The 26,699-nt window shown below is 57.0% G+C and carries 23 protein-coding genes; 17 read left to right on the forward strand and 6 right to left on the reverse strand.

The annotated features are described in order from the left end of the window. Nucleotides 1-70: 70 nt before the first annotated feature. Entirely contained in the window at nucleotides 71-562 is a 492-nt protein-coding gene (gene rppH / locus AC4EYZ_RS03330; RefSeq protein WP_174788086.1) for an RNA pyrophosphohydrolase, read from the reverse strand. Nucleotides 563-797: 235 nt separating this feature from the next. Between rppH and AC4EYZ_RS03335 the strand changes: the two genes are divergently transcribed. Next, complete coding sequence (locus tag AC4EYZ_RS03335; protein WP_009288657.1) at nucleotides 798-1,454, forward strand: histidinol-phosphatase; 657 nt, start codon at nucleotides 798-800, stop codon at nucleotides 1,452-1,454. A gap of 891 nt (nucleotides 1,455-2,345) precedes the next feature. On the opposite strand, the gene AC4EYZ_RS03340 is transcribed toward AC4EYZ_RS03335, so the two are convergent. After that, on the reverse strand, nucleotides 2,346-3,320 hold the full coding sequence (locus tag AC4EYZ_RS03340; RefSeq protein WP_022519687.1) for a malate dehydrogenase: 975 nt from the start codon (nucleotides 3,318-3,320) through the stop codon (nucleotides 2,346-2,348). A gap of 242 nt (nucleotides 3,321-3,562) precedes the next feature. Here AC4EYZ_RS03340 and AC4EYZ_RS03345 point away from each other — a divergent pair, with 242 nt between their 5' ends. Beyond that, on the forward strand, nucleotides 3,563-4,681 hold the full coding sequence (locus tag AC4EYZ_RS03345; RefSeq protein WP_490204117.1) for an efflux RND transporter periplasmic adaptor subunit: 1,119 nt from the start codon (nucleotides 3,563-3,565) through the stop codon (nucleotides 4,679-4,681). After that, nucleotides 4,665-7,736, forward strand: coding sequence for an efflux RND transporter permease subunit (locus tag AC4EYZ_RS03350; protein WP_490204118.1), 3,072 nt, complete (start codon nucleotides 4,665-4,667; stop codon nucleotides 7,734-7,736). Before AC4EYZ_RS03345 ends, AC4EYZ_RS03350 begins: the two co-directional genes overlap by 17 nt. A gap of 207 nt (nucleotides 7,737-7,943) precedes the next feature. Here AC4EYZ_RS03350 and rsd read toward each other — a convergent pair whose 3' ends face one another. After that, a complete protein-coding gene (rsd, locus tag AC4EYZ_RS03355) occupies nucleotides 7,944-8,432 on the reverse strand; it encodes a sigma D regulator (protein WP_490204119.1) in 489 nt (162 codons plus the stop codon). A 386-nt stretch (nucleotides 8,433-8,818) separates the two neighbouring features. Here rsd and AC4EYZ_RS03360 point away from each other — a divergent pair, with 386 nt between their 5' ends. The 14 genes from AC4EYZ_RS03360 (at nucleotide 8,819) to AC4EYZ_RS03425 (ending at nucleotide 23,480) form a co-directional block, all read left to right on the forward strand. Continuing rightward, complete coding sequence (locus AC4EYZ_RS03360; protein WP_490204120.1) at nucleotides 8,819-11,104, forward strand: bifunctional salicylyl-CoA 5-hydroxylase/oxidoreductase; 2,286 nt, start codon at nucleotides 8,819-8,821, stop codon at nucleotides 11,102-11,104. Then, on the forward strand, nucleotides 11,101-11,871 hold the full coding sequence (locus AC4EYZ_RS03365; RefSeq protein ID WP_490204121.1) for an SDR family NAD(P)-dependent oxidoreductase: 771 nt from the start codon (nucleotides 11,101-11,103) through the stop codon (nucleotides 11,869-11,871). The genes AC4EYZ_RS03360 and AC4EYZ_RS03365 overlap by 4 nt, the downstream gene beginning before the upstream one ends. Next, nucleotides 11,868-12,326 carry a MarR family winged helix-turn-helix transcriptional regulator gene (locus tag AC4EYZ_RS03370; protein WP_443603845.1) on the forward strand — a complete coding sequence of 153 codons (459 nt, stop codon included), beginning with the start codon at nucleotides 11,868-11,870 and terminating at the stop codon, nucleotides 12,324-12,326. Before AC4EYZ_RS03365 ends, AC4EYZ_RS03370 begins: the two co-directional genes overlap by 4 nt. Before the next feature lie 43 nt (nucleotides 12,327-12,369). Then, entirely contained in the window at nucleotides 12,370-13,182 is an 813-nt protein-coding gene (locus AC4EYZ_RS03375; RefSeq protein ID WP_490204122.1) for an enoyl-CoA hydratase family protein, read from the forward strand. Beyond that, nucleotides 13,182-14,315 carry an acyl-CoA dehydrogenase family protein gene (locus AC4EYZ_RS03380; RefSeq protein ID WP_490204123.1) on the forward strand — a complete coding sequence of 378 codons (1,134 nt, stop codon included), beginning with the start codon at nucleotides 13,182-13,184 and terminating at the stop codon, nucleotides 14,313-14,315. The genes AC4EYZ_RS03375 and AC4EYZ_RS03380 overlap by 1 nt, the downstream gene beginning before the upstream one ends. Nucleotides 14,316-14,674: 359 nt before the next feature. Then, nucleotides 14,675-16,363 carry a benzoate-CoA ligase family protein gene (locus AC4EYZ_RS03385; RefSeq protein ID WP_141441409.1) on the forward strand — a complete coding sequence of 563 codons (1,689 nt, stop codon included), beginning with the start codon at nucleotides 14,675-14,677 and terminating at the stop codon, nucleotides 16,361-16,363. 40 nt (nucleotides 16,364-16,403) lie between these two features. Next, a complete protein-coding gene (locus AC4EYZ_RS03390; RefSeq protein WP_009288483.1) occupies nucleotides 16,404-17,549 on the forward strand; it encodes an ABC transporter substrate-binding protein in 1,146 nt (381 codons plus the stop codon). A gap of 63 nt (nucleotides 17,550-17,612) precedes the next feature. After that, nucleotides 17,613-18,533 carry a branched-chain amino acid ABC transporter permease gene (locus AC4EYZ_RS03395; protein ID WP_009288482.1) on the forward strand — a complete coding sequence of 307 codons (921 nt, stop codon included), beginning with the start codon at nucleotides 17,613-17,615 and terminating at the stop codon, nucleotides 18,531-18,533. Next, the gene (locus AC4EYZ_RS03400) at nucleotides 18,526-19,581 is read left to right on the forward strand and encodes a branched-chain amino acid ABC transporter permease (protein WP_022519699.1); all 1,056 of its coding nucleotides are present in this window, start codon (nucleotides 18,526-18,528) and stop codon (nucleotides 19,579-19,581) included. Before AC4EYZ_RS03395 ends, AC4EYZ_RS03400 begins: the two co-directional genes overlap by 8 nt. After that, nucleotides 19,574-20,326, forward strand: coding sequence for an ABC transporter ATP-binding protein (locus AC4EYZ_RS03405; protein ID WP_041157925.1), 753 nt, complete (start codon nucleotides 19,574-19,576; stop codon nucleotides 20,324-20,326). The genes AC4EYZ_RS03400 and AC4EYZ_RS03405 overlap by 8 nt, the downstream gene beginning before the upstream one ends. After that, a complete protein-coding gene (locus AC4EYZ_RS03410) occupies nucleotides 20,319-20,999 on the forward strand; it encodes an ABC transporter ATP-binding protein (protein WP_035538356.1) in 681 nt (226 codons plus the stop codon). Before AC4EYZ_RS03405 ends, AC4EYZ_RS03410 begins: the two co-directional genes overlap by 8 nt. Nucleotides 21,000-21,012: 13 nt before the next feature. Beyond that, a complete protein-coding gene (locus AC4EYZ_RS03415; protein ID WP_022519702.1) occupies nucleotides 21,013-21,420 on the forward strand; it encodes an acyl-CoA thioesterase in 408 nt (135 codons plus the stop codon). An 11-nt stretch (nucleotides 21,421-21,431) separates the two neighbouring features. Then, a complete protein-coding gene (locus AC4EYZ_RS03420; protein WP_161463852.1) occupies nucleotides 21,432-21,845 on the forward strand; it encodes a Rid family hydrolase in 414 nt (137 codons plus the stop codon). A 333-nt stretch (nucleotides 21,846-22,178) separates the two neighbouring features. After that, complete coding sequence (locus AC4EYZ_RS03425) at nucleotides 22,179-23,480, forward strand: IS1380 family transposase (protein WP_179917458.1); 1,302 nt, start codon at nucleotides 22,179-22,181, stop codon at nucleotides 23,478-23,480. Nucleotides 23,481-23,625: 145 nt separating this feature from the next. On the opposite strand, the gene AC4EYZ_RS03430 is transcribed toward AC4EYZ_RS03425, so the two are convergent. Genes AC4EYZ_RS03430 through gshA form a run of 3 tightly spaced genes read right to left on the reverse strand, consistent with a single transcriptional unit; the run spans nucleotide 23,626 to nucleotide 26,669 of the window. Next, nucleotides 23,626-24,504, reverse strand: coding sequence for an alpha/beta hydrolase (locus AC4EYZ_RS03430; RefSeq protein WP_474191986.1), 879 nt, complete (start codon nucleotides 24,502-24,504; stop codon nucleotides 23,626-23,628). Nucleotides 24,505-24,531: 27 nt separating this feature from the next. Continuing rightward, entirely contained in the window at nucleotides 24,532-25,032 is a 501-nt protein-coding gene (locus AC4EYZ_RS03435) for a disulfide bond formation protein B (protein ID WP_009288479.1), read from the reverse strand. Further along, complete coding sequence (gene gshA, locus AC4EYZ_RS03440) at nucleotides 25,029-26,669, reverse strand: glutamate--cysteine ligase (protein ID WP_027958822.1); 1,641 nt, start codon at nucleotides 26,667-26,669, stop codon at nucleotides 25,029-25,031. Before gshA ends, AC4EYZ_RS03435 begins: the two co-directional genes overlap by 4 nt. Nucleotides 26,670-26,699: the final 30 nt, after the last annotated feature.

Raw genomic sequence — 26,699 nt, forward strand, 5'->3', positions numbered from 1 at the left:
TATTATTTGCCTCGCTGAGGAATTTTCTGGCAGACTGCTGCCGCCCTACCCTGGGCAGCGGCCAATCGCCCTAATCGTCATCCTGTGCCAGACGCTGAACGCGGGGAGACAACTCCCGCAGCGCGCGCCGATATACCTCTCGTTTAAAAGGCACAACCTGCCCTAGCGGGTACCAGTAGCTCACCCACCGCCACCCATCAAATTCGGGGGATGGGGTTGCCGTCATACAGATCTGGCTTTCCTGGCAACGGATTTTAAGTAAAAACCACTTCTGCTTCTGGCCTATACAGACCGGACGCGAATGTGTGCGAATCATACGTCGTGGCAGACGGTAGCGTAGCCAGCCCCGGGTGCAGGCAACAATATCAACATCGTCGGCGGTTAGGCCGATCTCTTCGTAAAGTTCACGAAAAAGTGCTTGTTGTGGCGTCTCGCTTGCATTGATGCCCCCCTGGGGAAATTGCCACGCATTTTGTCCTACCCGACGCGCCCAAAGCAGCTGCCCCTGGCTATTGGCAATGATGATGCCAACATTGGGGCGAAAGCCGTCAGCGTCGATCACGGACATCACCTTAATAAATTTTCAGTTGTCCCCATTTTTCCACAAGGGTGACAAGCGTATCAATACAATATAACGCTAAGTGATGAATGGTTGCGTATCAGCGTAGAGAGAAGAACGTGCGTTGGTGGGAATGACATGGCGACTCTGCGATAATCCGCGTCCGCTATTTGCCTAACTAGCGTCTTTAGAGCACTAACGACTGTCTACTATCCACTGACTAAAAAAGGGGAGCGCCGTGAGTCTGGCCATATTCGATTTGGATAATACGCTGCTATCCATCGACAGCGATCATGCCTGGGGCGAGTTTTTACTCGAACAAGGGGCAGTCGACCCGGTTGCCTACCGGGAAGCCAATGAGCGCTTCATGGCTGATTACAACGCGGGCACCCTGGATATGGCTGCTTTTTTGGAGATGGCGCTTAAACCGCTGGCTGATAATTCGCCTGAACAGCTTTCAGCGTGGCACCAGCAGTTCATGGCCAGCAAGATCGAACCCAATATTTTGCCCAAAGCAGAAGAGCTTCTGGCACGCCACCGCACCAAAGGCGACACGCTGCTGATTATTACCGCCACCAACCGCTTTATTACCGCCCCGATTGCCGAGCGTTTGGGGGTCGATCACTTAATCGCGGTGAACCCGGAGGTCAAAGAGGGCCGCTACACGGGGCGCGTTTCGGGCATTCCCAGCTACCGCGAAGGCAAAGTCACCCGCTTAGAAAAGTGGCTGGAAGATCAAGACCTGACCATGGAGGGCGCGTGGTTCTACAGCGACTCGCACAATGATTTACCGCTGTTAGAAATAGTCGAGCACCCCGTCGCCGTAGACCCCGACGACACCCTGCGCGAAATCGCCAAAGAACGCCAATGGCGGATCATGAGTTTGCGGGATTGAGTTGGTGAATCGTGAATCGTGAATCGTGAATCGTGAATCGTGAATCGTGAATCGTGAATCGTGAATCGTGAATCGTGAATCGTGAATCGTGAATCGTCAGGAGTATAGGTCTCGTAGCGCGTGGTAACGAGCAAACGAGGCACTTGAGGATGACGGCGGGATGACGCCCAGTGGTATCCCACACCAACCCCGGCACCGCTTCGCGCTGCTTCCGCGGGTGCGCTTCGCTTACCACGCGCTACTAAATCTCGCAGGCACATGAAGGTGGGGATTCCAAGGGTGTGTGCACGTTATGCAAATGGCCGTGGCACGTTATCATGCCACCGAAATCGAGTGATTCTCGTAGCGCGTGGTAACGAGAAAGCGAGTTCAGCGAGCGTTTCGAGGCACCCGCGGGAGGCGGCGGAACGACGCCCAAGAGCACCCAGCCAACCCTGCCTGCACGAGCCAACCCCGGCACCGCTTCGCGCTGCTTTCGCGGGTGCGCCGTAGGCTTACCACGCGCTACGAAACCCACGAAACCAGATGCGTGCACATACCGTAGCGCGTGGTAACGAGTCTGCGAGGAACGAGCAAACGAGGCACCCGCGGGAGGCGGCGGAACGACGCCCAGTGGCACCCAACCAACCCTGCCTGCACGAGCCAACCCCGGCACCGCTTCGCGCTGCTTCCGCGGGTGCGCTTCGCTTACCACGCGCTACTAAATCTCGCAGGCACATGAGGGTGGGGATTCCAAGGGCGTGTGCACGTTATGCAAATGGCCGTGGTACCCCACACCAACCTCGGCACCGTTGCATGCTGCTCAATCTCACCCAATAAAAAACCCCACAAGCTAAGCCTGCGGGGTTTTGGCGTTAACTGCTGCTTCCAAAACAGCGGCAGTAAGCGCATTTAGCCGAGCAGGTGCTCGACGGCTGCACGCTCTTCGCGCAGTTCTTTCTCGGTGGCTTTCATCTTCTCTTGGCTGAATTCGTCAATTTCGAAGCCTTGAACGATTTCATACTTGCCACCCTGGCAACGCACTGGGTAGGAGTAGATGATGCCTTCGTCGATGCCGTAGCTGCCGTCAGACGGAATTGCCATGCTGACGATGCCTTTGGAACCCAGCGCCCAGTCGTGCATATGGTCGATGGCGGAAGAGGCAGCAGAAGCGGCAGAAGAAGCGCCACGTGCTTTGATGATTGCCGCGCCGCGTTGCTGCACGGTGGGGATAAAGTCGTTTTCGTACCAATCGCGCTCAACCAGATCGAACGCTGCTTTGCCGTCGACTTTGCACTGAGCCAGATCCGGGTACTGGGTGGCACTGTGGTTGCCCCAGATGATCATGTTTTCAACGTCAGTGACATGCTTACCGGTTTTCTGTGCCAGCTGGGTCAGGGCGCGGTTGTGATCCAAACGCGTCATGGCGGTGAACTGACCTGCGTCCAGATCCGGCGCGTTGCAGGAAGCAATCAGCGCGTTGGTGTTGGCCGGGTTACCGACGACCAGCACTTTCACATCACGGCTGGCGTGATCGTTCAATGCTTTACCTTGAACGGAGAAGATCGCTGCGTTGGCTTCCAGCAGGTCTTTACGCTCCATGCCCGGGCCGCGCGGACGTGCGCCAACCAGCAGGGCGAAATCAGCGTCTTTGAACGCTACGTTCGGGTCATCAGTGGCAACGATGTCTTGTACCAGCGGGAAGGCACAGTCGTTAACTTCCATTACCACGCCGTTCAGGGCGTCCATTGCCTGGGGAATTTCCAGAAGCTGGAGAATGACAGGCTGATCCGGCCCCAACATGTCGCCAGCGGCGATGCGGAAAATAAGAGAGTAGCTGATCTGACCGGCGCCGCCGGTAATCGCAATACGTACTGGATCTTTCATCATTGCTCCTTGATTGGTTCGCCTAGGGATGGTTCTCGCCTGAGGAGTGGCTTAACAGAACTCAAGACGCAAAGATGGTATGCCCAGCCGGGGAAAAACTCAATCAGACATGAGACTACAACCCATTTACCATACTTGCTATCCGCTCAATGGCTTGCTACTCGCTGAAAAGGCTGAGTTGCGCTATGGTATCTTCGGCTTTATGGCCTCCTTTCTTGTTTTGCTAAGGACATGGACGCTCCATGCGAAAAATCCCGTTCTCTTATGCATTGGCTAGCCTACTGGTGCTGGCGCTAGTGATATGGCTCGCTTTTGGTAATTTTCAGCGCTTTCAAACCACGCCCCCAGACGCACCCGCGCGCAGCGAAGCAGGTTCGCGGGTTGAAATTGTCGTGCAGCAGAGCACGCCGTTTATTCCTCAGCAAATCGTCCAGGGCCAACTGACGGCAGAGCGCGAAACAATCCTGCGCGCCAACGTCGCGGGCTTTGTGGCTGAGAAGCCGGTCGCGCAAGGTAGCCGCGTTGCGGCGGGCGATACGCTACTGGTGCTGGATAATGACGCCCTGCCCGAGCAGCTACAGCAGGCCCGGGATGAACTAGCCGTGGCCGAGGCGGAGTATGCCGGGGCTCGCAACCTGCGCCAGCGGGAGCTGATTTCCCAGCCCGAGTTACTGCGCCTGCAGAGCGCACTAAGCGCCAGCGCTGCTTCCGTGGCGCAACTGCAGAAGCAGCTGGACGACAGCCGCCCCACTGCCCCTTTCGATGGTGTGCTGAACCGCGTTCAGGTGGAGCTAGGCGACCTATTACAGCCCGGTGAAGAGTGGGGCCAACTAGTCGATGACCGCCGTTTGAAAGGTGCCGCCTGGGTTTCTCAGCAGCAGGTGGGCGATTTAAGCGAAGGGTTACCGGTGACCGCGCGGCTACTCAATGGCGACCACCTCGAAGGTGAGCTGACCTTTGTTAGTCACCGCGCTGAAGAGGCCACTCGCAGCTTTTATATCGAAGCCACGCTGGATAACCCGGCCGGTAAACGCTTGGCAGGCGGCAGTGCGGAGCTGACCATTACGCTGCCACCCCGCCAGGTGCATACCCTTTCGCCTGCGCTGCTGAGTTTGAATAGCGAAGGCCAACTGGCGGTCAAGCACCTGGATGAGAACGACACAGTACAGCAGACCACCGTGGAGCTGGTGAGTGCCGATACGCAGCGCGCCTACGTGACTGGCCTACCCGACCCGCTACGCCTGATCACGTTGGGCGCTGGCATGGTAGATATCGGTGAAACAGTGACCCCGGTGCCTGTTGAAAAGGCGATTATTTCACAGCCGGCGGAACAGGATAGCGTTCATGCGCCAGTTGATTAATGCAGCGCTAGCCCACACTCGCACGACATTACTGCTGTTGGTGAGTCTTCTATTAGCGGGCATCACTGCCTGGCAGATGATTCCTAAAGAAGCTAACCCCGACGTCACCATTCCGATGATTTATGTCTCGCTGACACTGGAGGGGGTGAGCCCCGAGGATGGCGAACGGCTGCTGATTCGCCCCATGGAGCAGGAACTGCGTGGCATTGAAGGGTTGCGCAAGTTCACCGCCCAATCCAGCGAGGGGCATGGCTCGATTACTCTGGAATTCGACCCTGGCTTTGATCCCGACACCGCGCTAACCGATGTACGTGACCGGGTGGATATTGCCCGCAGCGAGCTACCTTCCGAGGCCGATGAGCCACGTGTCATGGAGGTCAACGTCTCGGAGTTTCCAGTGTTGACCATTGGCCTCTCCGGGCAGTTGGATACCCGTGAGCGCATGACGATTGCCCGGCGCCTGCAGGAGGAGATCGAAGGCATCGCCGATGTACTGGAAGTCGATATTGCCGGTGAGCGGGAAGATTTGCTGGAGATCGTCGTTGATCCGCTGGTATTGGAAAGCTACGGCGTCGACTTTGATTCGCTGTTTAATCAGGTATCGCGTAATAACCGTTTGGTGGCAGCGGGCAGTTTGGATACCGGTGCGGGGCGCCTGGCGCTGAAAGTCCCCGGTATTATCGAGTCCCTTGACGATGTTATGAATATGCCGGTCAAGGTCGATGAGGATCGTGTGGTCACCTTTGGTGACGTGGCCTGGATAAACCCCACCTATAAAGACTCCGAAGGTTTTGCCCGCATCGATGGCCAACCAGCGGTGGTGCTGGAAGTCTCCAAACGCGCCGGGGCGAATATCATCGCCACCATTGGCGCGGTGCGTGACCGCTTAGCCGAGGCAGATGATTTGCTTCCCGAGCAGCTGCGTTTCACCACTATTCTGGATGAGTCGACCACCGTTGAGAATATGCTTTCCGAGCTGCTCAACAACGTATTGACCGCCGTGGTGCTAGTGCTGATTGTAGTGGTGGCGGTGATGGGCTGGCGCATGGCGCTGCTGGTGGGGCTTACCATTCCCGGCGCCTTCTTAACCGGTATTCTGCTGGTATGGGCGTTTGGTTTTACGCTCAATATCGTGGTGCTGTTTGCGCTGATCCTGGTGGCGGGCATGCTGGTGGATGGCGCTATCGTGGTCAGTGAGCTTGCCGACCGCCATCTGCGCGATGGTCAAACGCCTCATCAGGCATGGCTCAACGCCGCTTCAAGAATGAGCTGGCCGGTGATTGCCTCTACGGCCACTACGCTGGCTGTCTTTATTCCCCTGCTGTTCTGGCCCGGCGTGGTCGGCCAGTTTATGAAGTACCTGCCCGCCACAGTGATTTTGTGCCTGCTGGCATCGCTGGCCATGGCGTTGGTGTTCTTACCTACTCTTGGGCGCCTGTTTACGCGTACCACCGCAACGACGACAGACGCTAACCCTGATGAGGCGACGACTTCCTTTGGGCGTGGCTATCGCCACCTGCTGGCAAGGCTACTTATGCACCCTGCCTGGGTACTGCTGGTGACCGTATTGTTAATGGCGCTGCTGTATACCGGCTATGCGCGCTTTAACCACGGTGTCGACTTCTTCCCAGCCGTGGAGCCCGACAGCGCCCAGGTGTTGGTGCGCGCACGAGGCGATTTCTCCGCTGTGGAGACCGACGCCATTGTGCAGCGGGTGGAAGCCAAACTATCCGGCATGAGTGAAGTGCGAGCGCTGTATGCGCGCTCCTTTGCGGTGCCTAACCAGCAGATGGGCAACGACGTGATTGGCATGCTGCAGTTCCAGTTTATCGACTGGCATGAACGTCGCCCTGCCCAGGCCATTTTGGACGACATGGCCGAGCGCGCCGGAGATATTCCCGGCATTACGCTAGAGTTTCAGGAGCAGGAGATGGGCCCCGGTGGCGGCAAGCCAATTGTGCTTGAAGTGAGCGCCACGAATCCTGACGTCGCCGATGCAGGCGTTAACCAAATAAGCCAGTTAATGCGCGAGCTGGGTGGCTTTACCGATATTCAGGATAACCGCAGCCTTCCGGGCGTGGAGTGGCAGGTTAACGTGGATCGCGAAGCGGCGGCGCGCATGGGTACCGATGTAACGACCATTGGAAGCGCGGTGCAACTGCTGACGACCGGTCTTCAGGTGGCTAGCTATCGCCCGCCGGAAGTCAGCGATGAAGTGGATATCCGCGTGCGCCTACCGCAAAACTGGCGTTCGCTGGATCAGTTGGAGCGGTTGACGATCAACACCCAGCGGGGCCAAGTGCCGATCTCGCATTTTGTGACTCTGGAACCGGCGCCGAAGGTAGGTACCCTTAATCGAATCGATGGACGTCGGGCAATTACCGTTGAGGCTGACTTAGCACCAGGCTATCTCGCCGATGAGCGCCTAACTGCCCTGCTAGCCGCAAGCAGCGACAGTTTGCCTGACGGCCTGATGGTCAACGTGGCAGGTGAGCAGGAGGATCAGCAGGAGTCGATGCAGTTCTTAGCCAGTGCCTTCTTGATTGCTATCGGTTTGATGGCGCTGATTCTGGTCACCCAGTTCAATAGCTTTTATCAAGCGGGGTTGGTGCTCTCAGCGATTGTGTTCTCCACCGCGGGTGTGCTCATGGGCCTACTGATTACCGGCCAGGCGTTTGGCATTGTCATGGTGGGGATGGGCGTGATTGCTCTGGCGGGTATCGTGGTCAATAACAACATTGTTTTGATCGATACCTACAACGAACTGCGCGGCCAGGGTATGACACCCGGCGAAGCCGCCCTTGAAGCGGGCTGTTTACGCCTACGCCCTGTGCTGTTAACGGCGATTACCACGGTATTGGGGCTCATGCCGATGGTGCTGGGGATCAATGTAGACCTGTTCACCCCTGCCCTGGGCTTTAATGCGCCCTCCGCCCAGTGGTGGACGCAGATGTCGAGCGCCATAGCCGGCGGCCTCACCTTCGCCACCGCGCTAACACTGCTGCTTACGCCGTGTATGTTGGTGATTGGGGGTAAGCTTCGTCGTAGGGGGTGAATGGTGAATGGTGAATGGTGAATGGTGAATGGTGAATCGATTATAAGGTATTGGGCACCCACCGCGTTATGTGCACGCGTGATTTAGTAGCGCGGCGTAAGCGTTAGCGCACCCGCGGAAGCAGCGCGAAGCGGTGCCGGGGTTGAAGCGGGATTACCATGGAGCAAAAGCGCCGCATGGCGGCGCCTGTTTAATAGAGGGTCTTACTTAAGCAGGGGCTTTGGTGTGCTGCGGGCTATGGGCGGCGTGCAAGCGCGCGATCAACTGGTCTTCCAGCGCGAAGCGTTCGGTAAGGCCGCGGGCTAAGCGGTCGATCCAGGCAGGTAGGCGGGCGATATTTTGCTCGCAGCTGAGCGTGGAGCCAAAATCGGTATCGAATTCCAACACCATCTCGGTGGACATTTCTAAACGCTCGAGCAACTTCTCCGCGATAACGAGCGCGCCCTCATCGCCAAAGGCCCGTGCCTCTTCCGAGAGCTGGGGGTAAATCTCAAAGTGCCCGGCGCTGATGTAATCCATCAGCTTTTCACTAAACGTATCGATAGGCGCTTTACTCACTGCTTCCAATTCAGCATCACACGCTTCTTTTAGCTCAATAAAACTGATCAATAGCTGACGGCGCTGATCCAGCCAGCGGTCAATCAGGGAATGCACGCCTCCCCAGCGCTCCAGGGCATTTTTGCAATCTTCGAGCATGGGGCTTTCTCCTTAAAGTCACCTTTAACTGCTATTAATAACTACTATCAAACGCTCAGATCAAATAATAGGCTTAGAGTCGCGCCTCCCACTACCTCTGTCAATCCCAGCAAGTACGGTTTCCATGGTACTAAAAGTTCACTGCCCATAACGCTTTCTTCTATGGCTGATAACCAGCGCTCTCAAGCGGCAGCTCCTGCCATATTCCTGCTTCTATTTATGCTCTCATCTTCCGGCCACCATTGCGAGCACAGCCGCATGAGGGCTTTAAACGCTCGCACGCCTACTCACGAGAAAATACTTTAAGCTTAAAAAGTTTATACTTGAATTTTATAGAGCACTCTCCTATCTTCAGAAAAGAGTGTGTTTTCCCGTGGAGAATAAAAATGAGAATCGCCTGCCTGGGTGGAGGGCCTGCTGGCCTCTATTTCGCTATCAGCATGAAGCTACACGATCCCTCCCATGAGATCGTGGTGATTGAGCGCAACCGTGCAGACGACACCTTCGGCTGGGGCGTGGTGCTGTCAGACGAAACCCTCGACAACCTGGCGGCCAACGACCCGGTCAGTGCAGAGCGCATTCGTGAGCATTTCGCCTATTGGGACGATATTGCGGTCGTTCATAAAGGCACCAAAACCGTCTCTACAGGCCACGGATTTTGCGGCATTGGCCGCCGCCAACTGCTGATTCTGTTACAGGAGCGCGCGCGAGAACTCGGCGTTGAGATGCGCTTTGAAACCGATATAACAGAAGCCTCCATTGAGCAGTACCGGCGTGAGTATGACTTGGTCTTGGCCGCCGATGGCCTTAACTCCCGCACCCGCCAAACCTACGCCGATCACTTCAAGCCCGACATTGATGTACGAGCGTGCAAGTTCGTTTGGCTGGGTACCCATCAAACCTTCAACGATGCTTTCACCTTTATTTTCGAGAAGACCGAGCATGGCTGGGTGTGGGCCCACGCTTATCAGTTTGATAAGGATACGGCGACCTTTATTGTCGAGTGCAGTGAGGCCACCTGGCGGGCGTTTGGCTTTGGCGAAATGAGCCAGCAGGAGTCGATTGCAGTCTGCGAGCGCATCTTTGCCAAGCATCTCGACGGCCACGCGCTGATGACCAATGCCAACCATATACGCGGCTCCGCCTGGATCAACTTTCCACGGGTACTTTGCGAGCGCTGGAGCTATGAGAACGTAGTTTTGATGGGTGACGCCGCCGCCACCGCACACTTTTCAATTGGCTCCGGCTCCAAGCTCGCTCTGGAGAGCGCCATCGCGCTGGCCAACTACTTGCACAGCGAAAGCAGCATGGCAGCTGCCGTTGCTCGCTATGAAGAGGATCGCCGCTTCGAAGTGCTGCGCCTACAGTCAGCCGCGCGCAACTCCACCGAGTGGTTTGAGCAGGTGGAGCGCTACCTGGATCTCGACCCGGTGCAGTTCAACTACTCGCTATTGACCCGCTCCCAGCGCATCAGTCACGAAAACCTGCGGGTACGCGACCCACAATGGCTAGAAAGTGCAGAGCGCTGGTTCCAAACCCAGGCGGGCAACCCTGGCAGTGCTCGCGCGCCGATGTTTGCCCCTTATCAACTGCGCGATATGACGCTGGTTAATCGCGTGGTGGTCTCTCCCATGGCGCAGTACAAAGCCGTCGATGGCTGCCCTACCGATTGGCACTTTAGCCACTATGCCGAGCGCGCCAAAGGTGGCGCAGGCCTGGTGTATACCGAGATGACTTGCGTCAGCCCCACAGGGCGAATTACCCCAGGGTGCCCAGGTTTATACGCCCCGGAGCACGAAGCAGCGTGGAAGCGTCTTTGTGATTTCGTACACGCCGAAACCAAGGCCAAGCTGTGCGCCCAAATCGGCCATTCAGGAGCAAAAGGCTCTACCCAGTTGGGCTGGCAAGAGATGGATGCCCCGCTTGCGAATGGCAATTGGCCAATATTGGCAGCTTCAGCACAGCCCTGGTCAGCGCGTAACCAAGTGCCCAAGGCAATGGATCGCGACGATATGGATCGGGTGCGCGATGAGTTTGTCAGTGCGGCGCAGATGGCCGATCGCGCGGGTTTTGACATGATCGAGGTCCACGCCGCCCACGGCTACCTGCTCTCTTCGTTTATCACGCCATTAACCAACCATCGTGACGATGAGTACGGAGGCTCGCTGGATAACCGGCTGCGCTACCCGCTTGAAGTGATCAACGCCGTGCGCCGGGTTTGGCCTGCCCATAAGCCGCTTTCGGTGCGTATTTCTGCCAACGACTGGTGCGGCGATGAAGGCATAACCCCCGACGATGCGGTGGAGATCGCCAAACGGTTGCGCGATGCGGAGGTGGATATTGTCGATGTCTCTGCCGGACAAACCGCGACCCAGGCAAAGCCGGTCTATGGACGTATGTTCCAAACGCCCTTCTCTGACCGGATACGTAACGAGACGCCTATCGCCACCATGGCGGTGGGCAATATCTATCAGGCCGACCATGTGAACTCGATTCTGATGGCTGGACGCGCCGACTTAGTCTGTATCGCCCGCCCTCATCTCGCCGACCCTTACTGGCTGCTGCACGTGGCCGCGGGACTGGGTGACAGTGAGGTGGAGTGGCCAGCGCCCTACCGGGCAGGGGCCGATCAGCTACAGCGCTTGGCTGAACGTGGCGAGGGCTGGGTATGAGCCAATCCGATAGAAACTCGGCAGCGAACAGCCTGGCAGGCAAGCGGGCGGTGATTACCGGCGGCGGCAGCGGTATCGGTGCGGATATGGCCCTGGCCTTTGCCAAAGAAGGCGCCGAAGTCACCATTACTGGCCGCCGTGAGGCAGCCCTTCAAGCCGTTGCCGAGCAGCATGATGGCATTCGTACCGCCGTGGTCGATGTCACCGACGAAGCCGCCATGGTGGCGCTATTCGAGAAAATCGGCAGTGTGGATATCGTTATCGCCAACGCCGGGGCGGCAGAGAGCGCGCCGTTTGCCAAGACCTCGTTTGAGCAGTGGCAGCGCATGTTGAATGTAAACCTTAGCGGGGTGTTTCTGACCCTGCGCGAGGGCTTGAAACAGTTGAACGACGGCGGGCGCCTTATCGCCGTTGCCTCCACCGCGGGCCTGAAAGGCTACGCCTATGTGGGCGCTTACTGCGCGGCCAAACACGGCGTGGTGGGGCTGGTGCGTTCACTGGCGGCTGAAACCGCCACCCGAGATATGACCGTTAATGCGCTCTGCCCGGGTTTTACCGATACGCCGTTACTGGCCGCCAGCGTGGAGAATATTGTGACCAAAACCGGCCAGTCAGCCGAACAGGCCACCGCGCACTTTCAATCGACCAACCCCACCGGTCGCTTAGTCACTCCCGCAGAAGTCACCGCGACGGCCCTATGGCTATGCGGGCCTAACAGTGGCGCAATAAACGGCCAGGCGATATCAATCTCAGGAGGAGAGGTATGACGGCAGAAAGCTTAAGCAAGGAGCGCCTGCGCTTATGGCTGCGCATGCTGCGGGTTACCCGTCAGGTGGAGTCCGAGCTGCGCGAACGCCTGCGCACCGAGCACGACTCTACACTGCCGCGTTTTGATGTGATGGCCGCGCTATATGCCGCTGAGGAGGGCCTGAAAATGAACGAGCTCTCCAAGCGGCTGCGGGTTTCCAACGGCAACGTCACCGGCATTATTGACCGCTTGGTGGAGGATGGCGCCGTGGAACGTATTGCTATTGAGGGCGACCGGCGCGCCACGCGGGTCTGCCTGACCAGCGCTGGCCGCGAAAGCTTCAGGGCCATGGCCGTTGAGCATGAACTCTGGATCAATGCGCTATTTGAGGGTGTGACTGAAGAGGACGCCCACCACATAGGCGAGTTGCTGCATCGTTTACCGGCTGCTCCTCACGATGCCTCCTTATCTTAACGACGGCGACTCCGATTAATCACTGACAGGCGAGAACAAGAATATGAAGAGCATGGCTGACCTGGCCCCCGAGCACTTTATTTGGGAAATGAGTGGTGATGTCGCCGTTATCCGGTTGAATCGCCCAGAGCGCAAGAACCCGCTGACATTCGAGAGCTACGCCGAGCTGCGCGATACCTTTCGTGACTTGGCCTATGCATCCGATGTGCATGCCGTGGTGTTTACCTCTAACGGCGATAACTTCTGCTCCGGCGGCGACGTACATGAAATCATCGGCCCCCTAGTGGGCAAGGATATGAAGGGACTGCTCGAGTTCACCCGCATGACCGGGGATCTGGTCAAGGCCATGCTGAACTGCGGCAAACCGATCATTGCCGCCGTCGACGGCATCTGCGTTGGCGCGGGGGCGATTATTGCTATGTCCTCGGATATTCGTTTTGCCACCCCCCGCGCCAGCACGGCGTTTCTGTTTACCCGGGTGGGCCTGGCGGGCTGTGACATGGGCGCCTGCGCCATTCTGCCGCGCATTATCGGCCAAGGCCGCGCCGCCGACCTGCTCTACAGCGGCCGTAGCATGAGTGCCGAGGAAGGCCTCCAGTGGGGCTTTTACAACCGAGTGATCGAACCAGACTCCCTGGAAGAAGACGCCATTGCTTACGCCACCCGCCTGGCTCAGGGCCCCACCTTCGGCCACAGCATTACCAAAACCCAGCTAAACCAGGAGTGGTCGATGAGCCTGGAGCAGGCCATCGAATCGGAAGCCCAGGCCCAGGCGATCTGCATGCAGACCAACGATTTCGAGCGCGCCTACCACGCCTTCGTAGCCAAGCAAAAACCTGAGTTCAAGGGGGACTGATGAGCGACAAGAGCTTTCTAGCGTGGCCCTTTTTCGAGGCCAGACACCGCGAACTTTCCGAGCAGCTCGAAGCGTGGTGCCGCACTGAACTACCCCGCGACCACAGCGATGTGGATGCGACCTGCATTCAACTGGTACGCGATTTAGGCAAAGCTGGGTTTCTGGAAGGCACTGCGGGCGAGCATATCGATGTGCGCAGCCTGTGCCTAATCCGTGAAACCCTGGCCCGCCATGATGGCCTGGCCGATTTTTCGTTTGCCATGCAGGGGCTGGGAACCGGTGCGATCAGCCTATACGGCAGCGATGAACAGAAGCAATGGCTGGATAAAACCCGCCGGGGTGAAGCCATTTCTGCGTTTGCCCTGAGCGAGCCCCGCTCGGGGTCTGATGTGGCCCAACTGGATACCACCGCCGAGCGTGACGGCGATAGCTACCGGTTGAATGGCGAAAAGACCTGGATCTCTAACGGCGGCATTGCCGATATCTACACGGTCTTTGCCCGCACCGGTGAAGGGCCCGGCGCTAAAGGGCTTTCAGCCTTTTTAGTGCCTGCCGACACCCCAGGGCTGGAAATTCGTGAACGCCTGGAGTCTGTGGCACCTCACCCGCTGGCACGGCTGGGCTTCAACGATATGGTGCTGCCTGCCAGTGCGCTGATTGGCCAGCCTGGTCAAGGCTTTCGGATTGCCATGTCGGTGCTGGACGTTTTCCGCTCCACGGTAGGTGCGGCAGCCCTCGGCTTCGCCCGCCGGGCACTGGAAGAGTCGCTCTCCCGCAGCCGCTCCCGGGAGCTGTTTGGCGCCACCCTCTCCGACTTACAGATGGTGCAGGGCCACTTGGCTGATATGGCGCTAAACGTGGATGCCTCCGCCCTGCTGGTTTACCGCGCTGCCTGGACGAAAGATCAAGGCGCTGAGCGGGTGACCCGTGAAGCGGCAATGGCCAAGCTATTTGCCACCGACCAGGCCCAGCAGGTGATTGACCAGGCAGTACAGCTTCACGGCGGCGACGGCGTTCGCAAAGGCCATATTATCGAAAGTCTCTACCGGGAAATCCGCGCGCTGCGAATTTATGAAGGCGCTTCAGATGTACAAAAAGTAGTCATTGCCCGCAGCATGCTCGCGGAAGAGTGAATAGCAAAAAACCGTACAGTAGCTCTCAAAAACAATAAAACACAACGCCAGACACCGTATCCCTGCCCCAGGGCCATCACAGTTGGAAATGACGTCTTTGAATATCTCCGTTAACGGGAGAAGAGAGCAGGTTGAAGCGAGGGTCTTTTGACAGGGCCGGAAAATGTTCCCGACAAATCCGCCATTCCCGCCATCCATGGCGGTCAGATGTCAAAAGTAGCGCCCAAGGAAGGGTTCACAGCGCCCTCGCGGAAGCCTGCTCTCGAGACCAAAGAGGTGCAGACCACCATCTGAGAAGGATCTGATTCCTATATGGCTTGGGCAGGAATAAACAACGACACCAAATACGGAGGTTGGTCATGTACATCCAGTCGGCCCATGCTGATACTTTTGCGCGGGATAACCTGCCACCCACTGATTGCCAGCCTGAGTTCCTGCTCGCGGGCTACCATTATCCCCAACGACTTAACGTGGGCGTTGAGCTCTGCGATCGGCTGCTCGACCAGGGTCACGGTGAACGAATTGCCTTAGCGGGCAACGGCCGTCGTCGCACCTATCAAGAGCTCACTGAGTGGACCAACCGCCTTGCCCACGTGCTGGTCGAAGACCTGGGCATGGTTCCCGGCCAGCGGGTATTGATCCGTTCCGCCAACAACCCGGCCATGGTGGCCTGTTGGCTGGCCGCCACCAAGGCGGGGGCCGTGGTGGTCAACACCATGCCGATGCTACGCACCAAAGAGCTATGCCAGGTAATCGATAAAGCGGAAATCAGCCTAGCCCTGTGCGATACCCGCCTGCTCGATGAACTGGTTGAGTGCCAACAACACAGCCCGGTACTCAAACGTGTGGTTGGCTTTGATGGCACGGCTAACCACGACGCCGAGCTTGACCGGTTAGCGCTGGGCAAACCCGCCACCTTTGAAGCGGTGGATACCGCCGCCGACGATGTGGCGCTGCTGGGGTTTACCTCTGGCACTACCGGCTCACCCAAAGCCACCATGCACTTTCACCGCGACCTGCTGGTCATTGCCGACGGCTACGCCAAGGAAGTCCTACAGGTAACGCCGGAGGACGTGTTCGTCGGTTCGCCGCCGCTGGCATTTACCTTTGGCCTGGGCGGGCTGGCCATTTTCCCGCTGCGCTTCGGCGCCACCGCCGTGCTACTCGAACACGCCTCCCCGCCCAATATGATGGACATTATCCGCGAGTATCAGGCCACGGTGGTCTTCACCGCACCAACAGCCTACCGGGCGATGCTCTCAGCACCTACTCGCCATGAGGATTTGAGCAGTCTGCGCGTGGCGGTTTCCGCTGGCGAAACCCTGCCCGCACCGATTTATCATGACTGGATCAAGCAAACCGGCACACCGATTCTCGACGGCATCGGCGCAACTGAAATGCTGCATATCTTTATCTCTAATCACCTGGATGACCATCGCCCCAGCTGCACCGGCAAACCGGTGACCGGTTACGAGGCACGAATCGTTGATGACGAGATGAATGATGTCCCTCGCGGCACGGTCGGCAAACTGGCCGTGCGCGGCCCTACCGGCTGCCGCTACCTGGCCGACAAGCGCCAGCAAAAGTATGTAAAGGCGGGCTGGAATATCACCGGTGATGCGTTTTACCAGGACGAGGAGGGCTACTTCCACTTCGCCGCTCGCAACGACGATATGATCGTCTCGGCGGGCTATAACATCGCAGGCCCCGAGGTGGAAGCAGCCCTGCTGGCCCACCCCGCCGTGAAAGAGTGCGCAGTGATAGGTGCCCCTAGCCAGGAGCGTGGCCAAATTGTCGAGGCTTTTGTTGTTCTAAACGATGGTTTTCAGCAAGATGAAGAATGTCAGCAAATGTTGCAGGACTTCGTGAAGCAGACCATCGCGCCGTATAAGTACCCTCGCTCCATACGATTTATCGAGGCACTACCTAAAACATCCACGGGTAAGGTTCAGCGCTTTCGGCTGAGCCAGGAACATTACCCGAGTGCTGGCTCTCCTGGCATCAATGTGAATAGCACTAACATCAATAGCACCAACACCAACGCATGACCCTCTAAGCAATAAACGATTAAAAAATGAGGAATGATCCATGAAAATGATATCCCGCTTTGGCCTTGGCTTACTGCTCTCCTCCAGCCTGGTAACCACTGCTCACGCTGATGACGTTAAAATTGGCATGATCACCACCCTCTCAGGCGGCGGTTCGCACCTGGGCGTGGACGTTCGCGATGGCTTTATGCTGGCCCTTGAGCAGTCGGGCCGCGACGACGTGGAAGTGCTGATTCAGGATGATGCGAGACGCCCCGACTTGGCGCGTACGCTGGCCAATGAGTTTATGCAGCGTGATGAGGTCGATATTCTTACCGGCATTATCTGGTCAAACTTGGCAATGGCGGTCGTTCCTTCGGTGGTACGCCAGGGCACCTTCTACCTGTCACCTAATGCCGGGCCCTCCGATTTAGCAGGGCGCATGTGCCACGAGAACTACTTCAACGTGGCGTATCAGAACGACAACTTGCACGGCGCCATGGGTGCGTATATGCGCGAAGAGGGGTATGAGCGCCCGATCATCATGGCGCCCAACTACCCTGCTGGCACCGATGCGCTGGCAGGCTTCAAACACCTTTACGAGGGTGAGGTCGTTGGCGAGCTTTACACCCAAATGGGCCAGACCGACTACGCAGCTGAAATTGCCCAGATTCGCGATAGCGATGCCGACAGCTTGTTCTTCTTCTTACCCGGCGGTATGGGCATCTCGTTTATGAAGCAGTGGGAAAGCTCCGGTGTCGATATGCCGATCTTTGGCGCCGCCTTCTCGTTTGATGAAATCCTCATCAAAGCGGTAGGCAGTGCGGCGATTGGCGCACGCAACACCTCGCTATGGGCATATGACCTGGAAAACGAGGCCAACGATCGCTTTGTTGAGGGCTTCCGGGAAGCCTATGACCGCACGCCAACGTTGTACGCGGCACAAGGTTACGACACCGCCAACCTGATTCTTAGCGCGCTTGAAACTGCCCACCCCGATGACAAAGACGCCTTCCGCGAAGCACTGCGGGCCGCTGACTTTGACAGCGTACGCGGTGAGTTCCGCTTCGGCCCGAACCAGCACCCAATCCAGGATATTTACGTGCGTGAAGTCGTGGAGGGTGACGATGGCGAGCCCACCAATCGCCTGATCGGTGTCGCAATCGAAGATATCCAAGACGTCTATTACGAGCAGTGCCAGATGTAAGCTCGCCTCGGCTGGGTGTAGCCGCCCAGCCTTTTCTCTTTACCTGCGCTAAGGATACCCAACGTGTCCGTTACTCTGCTGATAGAGCAATTACTGAACGGCGTGCAGCTCGGCACGATGCTGTTTTTGATGGCCAGCGGCCTCACCTTGGTGTTTGGGGTGATGGGGCTGATCAATCTTGCCCACGGTTCTTTTTATATGGTGGGCGCCTACGCCACGGCAGCGGTGACTGCCTCAACGGGCTCTTTTCTGATTGGACTGGCTGCTGGGATGACCGCGGCCGCCCTGGTAGGTGCACTGGTAGAACTGTTGGTGATACGCCGACTTTACCACCGTCCTCATCTTGATCAGGTATTGGCAACCTTTGCACTAATACTGATTTTTTCGGAGGGCACGCGCTGGATCTTCGGCTCTTCACCGTTATGGTTGAGTCCTCCTTCTTGGCTGACGGGGTTTGTCACCCTGCCAGGTGATACCCGCTACCCCATCTATCGGCTGATGCTGATTGGGGTGGGTATCGCTATTTCGATTGCCCTTTACTTGCTTATCTCGCGAACTCGACTCGGTATGCGCATTCGGGCAGGTGAAAGCGATCGCGAAATGATTGGTGCGCTGGGGGTCAATATTTCAAAACTCTATACCTTGGTGTTTGCCTTAGGGGCGGCGTTAGCGGGTTTAGCCGGCGCTTTAGTAGGCGCATTGCAATCTGTACAGGTGGGTATGGGCGAGCCAGTGCTGATTTTAGCGTTTGTCGTAATCGTCATTGGCGGTATCGGCTCAATTAAAGGCGCGCTACTTGGTGCCCTGCTGGTGGGTATTGTCGACACCTTGGGTCGGGTCTATCTGCCCATCTTCTTTCAAGCGTTTATGCCGCCGTCTGAGGCGACCGGCGTCGGTTCGGCGTTGGCCGCGATGCTGATATATATCCTCATGGCCGTCATTCTCGCGTTCAAGCCTAAGGGACTGTTCTCTGCCCATGACTAATACCACTTCCTTGTCCAAGAACGCTGCGCTAGCGCCCGAAGCGGATAGACCTTTTGACCGCAAAGGGCTGGTTCAGATGGCCCTGCTCGGGCTACTGCTGTTACTGCCTGTAGCAGCCTATTTCTTGGGCCATATTTATTATGTCAATCTGGCCTCGCGTATCACCATTATTGCCATGGCGGCCGTTGGCCTTAACCTGGCCATTGGCTATGGGGGCATGGTGAGCTTTGGCCACGCGGCCTATTTCGGCCTAGGTGGCTATGTGGCAGGCATCAGTGCTTATCACGCTTTTGATATGACCCCATTTATGACGTGGCCTTTCAGCGTGCCGGGCAGCGACAATTTACTGGTGATATGGCTCGCCGCTATGTTGCTGTGCGGGCTGCTAGCGCTGGTCATCGGCGCTATCTCACTGCGTACCACGGGGGTCTATTTCATTATGATCACCCTCGCCTTTGCGCAGATGATTTACTACTTTGCCAACTCCTGGCCGACCTATGGCGGTGAGGATGGTCTGCCTATTTATATTCGCAACACCCTGCCCCTGTTCAATAACAACATGCTCGATAGCAGCGATGCACTCACCTATTTCCTGATCTGCTTCACCGGGCTTGTGTTAGCGATGGCAATTACCTCACGAATGATGAAATCGCGCTTTGGTGCTGCCTTGACCATGGCACGGCTTAACGATGTACGCCTTGCCACTGCCGGGATCAGCCCCTACCCCATTCGCTTGGTGGCGTTTGTGATTTCTGCCGCGATTACCGGGCTTGCTGGTGCGCTTTATGCGGATCTGAATGGCTTTGTTAGCCCGACAATGTTGAGTTGGCACTTCTCCGGCGAACTGATGGTCATCGTCATTTTGGGCGGCGTGGGGCGCCTTTACGGCCCGTTAGCCGGTGCGGTGCTGTTCGTGATGATGGAAACCTTTCTGGGGGGAGTCACCCAATATTGGCAGCTTTTCCTCGGGTTAGTACTGCTTGGGGTGGTGCTATTTGCCAAACATGGTGTGATGGGTTGGCTGGCCGGGAGGGAACGCAATGAGTGATGTGGTTCTTTCACTACAAAACCTGCATAAGCGCTTTGGCGCACTACAGGCGACCAGCGATGTTTCGTTGGATCTTAGACCCGGGGAGATTCACGCCTTGATTGGCCCCAACGGCGCGGGGAAATCGACCCTGATTGGCCAAATCGCGGGGAATATACGCCCTGATGAAGGGAGTGTTTACTTAGCAGGCAGTGAGATCACGAGCATGAGTATCGCTCAGCGGGCGCGCCTGGGCCTGGGGCGTAGCTTTCAGGTCTCCTCGCTGGCGGAGCCGCTATCGGTGATGCGCAATGTGATGATGGGAGTTCAAGCGCTGCAGAGTCACAGTTTTCGGTTCTGGAAGCCCGTTGCTCGCGATCGGCAACTGCTTGAACCAGCCTATGAAGCACTGGCGCGTATGCAGCTTAGTCACCGCGCCTGGACGCCGGTATTCGAACTTTCCCACGGGGAACGCCGCCAGGTTGAGGTGGCTTGCGCTCTGGCGCTCAAACCTCGCGCACTGCTGCTGGACGAACCCATGGCAGGCTTGGGTCCAGAAGGGTCGGCGAAGCTGACCGAGCTGCTGGAGGCGCTTAAGCTGGAAGTGCCTATCCTGCTGATCGAGCACGATATGGAGGCGGTATTTCGTCTGGCTGATCGTATCTCTGTGTTGGTATCCGGGAGCGTTATCGCCCATGGGGATAGCCACACTATTAGGCAGGATCCCCGCGTCCGTGAAGCCTACCTGGGGGATTCTGATGCTTAAGGTTGCTGATATTGAAACGTTTTATGGGCCCTCTCAGGCGTTATTTGGCGTTAGCCTTGACGTTAACGCCGGTGAGATGGTCGCCCTAATGGGGCGCAACGGTATGGGTAAAACCACCACCATTCGCTCGATATTCGGTCTGACTCCGGCCAGCCGTGGCACGATTGAGTTTGAATCCCAGAACATACGCCGCTTACCCGCTTTTCGTATCGCTAAAGCGGGGCTTGGCTTGGTGCCGGAGGGGCGCCGCTGTTTCCCTAATTTGTCGGTGCGCGAAAACCTATTGGTGACCGCCCGCCCGGGCGAGTGGACACTGGAGAAAGTAGAAACGCTGTTTCCGCGCTTGGAGGAGCGCCGCGCGCAAATGGCCAAGACCCTCTCCGGCGGTGAGCAGCAGATGCTGGCTATTGGCCGGGCGCTGATGACCAATCCGCGTTTGCTGGTGCTAGATGAAGCCACTGAAGGATTGGCGCCGGTGATTCGTCAGGAGATCTGGCGGGCGATTCGGCTGCTCAAGGAGCAAGGTCAAGCCACGCTGCTGGTGGATAAGTCATTAAGCGAAATTCTACCCATTGCTGACCGCTGCACCATCCTGGAAAAAGGCTGCACCGTGTGGGATGGCAAACCCGCAGCGCTGGACAGCACTGTGCGTGACCGTTATCTGGGCGTGTAGGGAGGAGAAAACAGTGGCGTTTACTACCCAGCGAAAAGTTCGTTTCCAGCACTGTGATCCGGCGGGTATCGTTTTTTACCCCCGCTATTTCGAGATGATTAACTCCGTGGTGGAGGATTGGTTTGAGGAGGTCGTTCAGCGTGACTTTAACCAACTGCATGTGGAGAGCGGCACCGGGGTTCCCACCGCCGCTATCGACACCCAGTTTCATGCGCCGAGCCGGTTAGGCGAACGACTCACCTTTGAATTAGCGGTTCAAGCCGTTGGGCGTAGCAGCCTTACCCTTCAGATTATCGCTTACTGCGGTGATCAGAAACGTCTAACCAGTCGTTCAACCCTTGTATATGTGGATCTAAATAGCGGTCAGCCAATGCCCTGGACAGAGGCTATGCGCCAGCACTTTACCGTCGAAAACCTATAAGGATAGCCATAATGAGTGACGCCAACTTTCATCAGCTTCTTCACCCTTCGCATTGGAAAGCAGCGGTGGGCTACGCTAACGGCGTGCTGGCTTCAGGCCAGAGTGTGTTTGTAGGTGGGCAGATTGGTTGGAATGCCGACCAGGTATTTGAAAGCGATGACTTTGTCGTTCAAGTGAATCAGGCGCTGCAGAATATCGTAGCGATCTTAAAAGAGGCGAACGCAGGCCCGGAGCATATCGTGCGGTTGACCTGGTATGTGACGGACAAGCAGGAGTATCTGGCGCGGCTTAAGGAGGTGGGCACCGCCTACCGTGAGGTGCTGGGTAAACATTTTCCGGCGATGACGATGGTTCAGGTGGCGGGGCTGGTTGAGGATCAGGCCAAGGTAGAAATCGAAGCGACGGCGGTGATTCCAGCTCATTAAAGATAATCAAAAGTGCCTCTAGTAGAGTACAAAGAGGTGCACCGGATCGAAACAACCTTCCGCGGGGGCGCTGTGAACCCATCCCTGGGCGCTACTTTCGCCATCTGACCGCCATGGATGGCGGAAATGCCGGAATTGTCGGGAACATTTTCCGGCCATGGCGAAAGACCCCCGCTTCAGGCTGATTTCGATCCTTTATTGAGAAGCTTCGTTAGTTTTTAATCATATCTTAACGCTAGCCCGGATTTCTCACAGGGTATAAAAGAAAGCGGCTGAAAGTGTTAACGTTTCAGGGCCTTACACCAAAAACCAACACCAACAGCCGCTTCCAAAATGGTACCTGAAAAGCTGACCTTCTCGCCACTCTCTCGCCGCCAAATTGAAGCCGACTTCTCCGGGGGCCACATTACGTCGGACGCCGGATTACTCCTGCTTCGTGAAGTCGATAAACAGCATCGCCTAACACGCCGCTTGGCCGCCGTGCTTCATGATCCCCGCTCACCGGAACAGGTTCGTCATAAGCTCGACACGTTGGTTCGTCAGCGGGTGTTCGGTGTCGCCGCTGGCTATGAAGATTTCAACGACCATGAGGCCCTGCGCTATGATCAGGCCCTTCAGACAGCGCTCGGTGAAGAGGATACGCTGGCAGGCAAGTCGACGCTGTGCCGGGTGGAGCAGAACGCCGATCGGCAAGCAATAGTGAAGGCCCATGAGTTGCTGTGGCATCACTTCATTGAACAGCATGACGAACCACCCAAGGAGATCGTGCTGGACTTTGATGGCACCGACATCCCCGTGCATGGCGAGCAACCCGGCAAGTTCTTTAACCGTTATTACGATCACCACTGCTACTTCCCACTGTATGTCTTCTGTGGGCGCCACTTACTGGTGAGCTATCTGCGCACCAGTGACCGCAGCGACAGCCGCCATAGCTGGGCGATCCTCGCCTTACTGGTACGCTTTATCCGTCAATACTGGCCCGATACGCGCATCGTGTTACGAGGTGATAGCCACTTTTGTCGTCCCCGGATGCTGAACTGGTGTGATCGGCATCACGTCGACTACATCGTGGGAATCGCAAAGAACAGCCGGCTGCTCAAGGAAGTGGACGTCCCCATGATGCTGGTGCGCAAGACCCAATGGCAGGTGGGAGGGAAAGTAGCGGGGACGTTCCGCTTCCAGTATCAAGCCCGCTCCTGGAAATACCCACGCTGGGTGGTGGCCCGCCTAGAAGAAGGTGAGTTAGGCTCTAATCCCCGGTTTATCATCAGCTCTCGTTACGATGACGGCTTCAAGCTTTACTACGAGCAGTACTGTGCCCGGGGTGACATGGAGAACCGGATCAAGGATCAACAACTGAGCCTGTTTGCTGACCGGACCTCCAGCACGCACTGGTGGGCCAATCAGTGGCGGCTGATCTTGTCGGGCTTCGCTTATACGCTGTTCGAGCGGTTACGGACTTACCTGAAGCACACGCCCTTCGCGCGCATGAGTCCAAGCAACCTGAGGCTCAAGCTCATCAAAGTAGGCGCGGTCATCCTCCGCAATACGCGCCGCATCCGGGTGTTGATGAGTGACAGCTACCCCTATAAAACGGCGCTATCCGATCTGGTCAGGCGGTTGGTGCCGAACTGACTGCTCGGGCGCCCCCGGCCCGACGCAATGGGGGAAAGGGGGAAGTGTGTCTGAAGGACGGAAAGTGGTTAAAAAGTAGCCGATGTAAGTCGAGCCAGTAGGTGTTTAGCGGTGTTACAGCCTGAGTGCGGTACTGGCTGAGGTACTATGAGAAATCCAGGCTAGCGTGAAACCCTTTAATCCACTCAACGAAGCAGCCATCGTTAAGATAGTTCTCAAGAATCGAGAAGTGGTCTACGTTGGGAAGTAGCTGCTGAGTCACTATTTGGCCTTGCTGGCTCAAGTGCTCAGCATAGCTGCTCATCTGGCGCTCGAACTCTTCTGACTCCAGGCCCCCTGCTACCAGCTTTATAGGCGCAGGTACTCGGCATGGCAGCCATATGGGGCTGAACTCCTGCACGTCGCGCCCGCTTAGCTGAAGCTTGGGCTGCAGCCACGACCAGGGAAAGGGTTGCAGGTCGTATAAACCGCTGATGCAGAGCGCGCCGCGAATCAGTTGGTTGGGTAAGCCAAAAGTGCCCTCCCAGTCCGTCGACATCAGCATCGCGCATAGATGCCCACCTGCCGAGTGCCCCGAAATACTCAGCTGCTCCGGATCAACGCCCAATTCAGCGGCATGGCGATAAACGTAGGCCACCGCTGCTTGGCTCTGCCGCACCAGCTCGCTAAAGCGTACCTGCGGGCAGAGAGCGTAGTTGACCACCGCGACGGTGATACCGGCTTTCACCAAGTCGTCAACGATAAAGCTAAATTCACGATGACTCAGCGATCGCCAGTAGCCGCCGTGGAAAAACACATGCACCGGCGCTTTTGGGCTATCGGTATCAGGTGCATCGGCATGAAAGATATCCATGCGTTCCGCAAGCGTTGGGCCATAAGGCAGATCGAGCGTTGTGCAGTGGTTAACTCTTGATGCTTCACTGCGCTCACGCCAATCCTTTACCAACACCGCCGGGTCACGACCCATCATCGGGTCGTAGGCGCGATCGATCTCTTCTTGAGTCGCAAAATGTTGATAAAGCATGTACGTCTCCTTATCGCTGACGCCCTACTAACCCCGACTTTTCATCAACAGCATACGCAGCGGTGCGATTGCCAGAATGGCAAATCCGATTAGCGTCCAGGCGGGCAGTGATAGGCCGAGCAACGAGAAATCGATATTGGCGCACTCGCCAGAACCGGTTAACACCATGGCCACCACGTCCTGCAATGGCAGGATATCTATCATGTAGCCAAGCCCAGGACCGCAGGAAGGGACTTCATCGGCAGGCAAGCCCTGCAGCCAAACGTGACGCCCGGCGATAAAGGCACCTGTTCCAACAGCAGCCAGCGACAGCAGCCCGTAAATCACTTTGCCCACACGCCCGGCGGGACTATGGATAGCAGCTATTGCGAATACGATACCCGCGGCGATCACCGCGACGCGCTGAAAGATACACAGCGGGCAAGGTTCATATCCGCCGATGTGCTCAAGCCCCAGGGCTACCGCCATCATTAAAACGCAGAAGGCTAAACCAGCCAGGGCGGCCGAGCGAAAGGAGTGCAGAATCATTGTCTAACCTCAGATGGCAGCGCCGACATGGCGCGGGACTCACGAGCTTTAGTGAAATAGGCCTGCAAGAACTCTTCGAAGGTCTCTTTATCAGCGGCTTCAATATCGTGCTGCTGCTGGTGCGAGGTCTCAATCAGCTGAGCAAGCAGCGCTTCACGACTGCGCTGCATCGGCGCGGCTTTTAACTGCTCGGCCTGCTCTTTGGCCAGGCTAAGCATCAAATCGCTTAACGATCCGCCGTGCGCTTTTAACCGTTCCAGCACCTGGGCAGAAGGCGTTAGCGAAGGGTCTGCAAGACGTGGTGCAAGGCTTGCCAGCGCATCAGCATGCGGGCTCCCCTCCTCGACCGCATCCAGCAGGCGGGCAACTTCGCCCATCTCGGCGAAAATTTGTTCGCCCCACTCACGCACCGAGGTGGTTTCACCATGGTTGATTAGCATGAGTTCAGGGTCACGGCCGCGCTCCACCACCCAGCGGCGGTTGTCGTCCAAGCGGTCACACTCTTCGTCGGAGATCCACGGGCTGTCGCTGAGTAGGCACCACATCAAAAAGGTGTCCACAAAGCGCATCTGGTCTTCAGTAACGCCCAGGGGGTCGAAGGGGTTTAAATCCAAACAGCGTACTTCGATATACTCCACGCCGCGGGCTTCGAGGGCTTGGCTGGGCGTTTCGTTGTGTTTGGCAACCCGCTTGGGCCGAATGTCGCTGTAGTACTCGTTTTCGATCTGGAGAATATTAGCGTTCAACTGACGCCACTCACCATCCACGTTAACACCCATTTTTTCATAGTCGGGCCACGGTGAAGAGATGGCGTGCCGCAGGGTATTAACGTAGTTAGAGAGCGAGTTAAAACAGATTTTAAGCTGCGACTGTACTTTGTTTTGATACCCCAAATCGGACATCCGCAGAGTCGTCGCGTATGGGGCAAAGTAGGTGTCGTCGCTAAGCGACTGCAGTTTTTCGGGTACCTTACCTTCAGGCAAAAAACTTTTATCGATGGCCGGTGAAGCGCCAAACAGATAGAGCAACAACCAGCTATGGCGGCGGAAGTGACGGATCATGCCGAAATAGCGGGTGGAACGATAGTCGTTGAAGGGGATATTGGTGGCTTTTTCCAACTCGCGTAGGGCGTGCCACATATCATCAGGCAGCGATACGTTGTAATGAACGCCTGCAATCGCCTGCATGATGCGGCCGTAACGCATGTCCAACCCTTTGCGGTAAACATGCTTCATGGTGCCCACGTTGGAGCTGCCATAATCGGCAATCGGCACGCTGTCGTTGCCGGATAGCCTAGAGGGCATACTGCCGGGCCAGATCCATTCGTTTTGCAGGTGATGATAAGTAAAAGTATGCAGGTCAGATAGAAAGCACAGCGCTTCACCCGGCTGAGAGTAAACCGGCGTGATGTACTCTAACAGCGACTCTGAGTAGTCGGTGGTGATATGCGGGTGGGTTAATTTCGACCCCAGCGCGTGCGGGTGCGGCGTTTGCGCAATGTGGCCAGTAGCATCGACCCGCAGTCCCTCTTTTTCAAGCCCACGACGCAGGCGGCCCAACCGACCAAGGCGCGCACTGGGTATCAGGCGCTCGACTTGCGCGGTCAGCGCGGATGGCACAGTGAGTGGTTCAGGCAAGGTGAACACTCCTTGTCAGTAAAGCCCGCC

The organism is Vreelandella sp. 162(4c), from assembly GCF_058152265.1.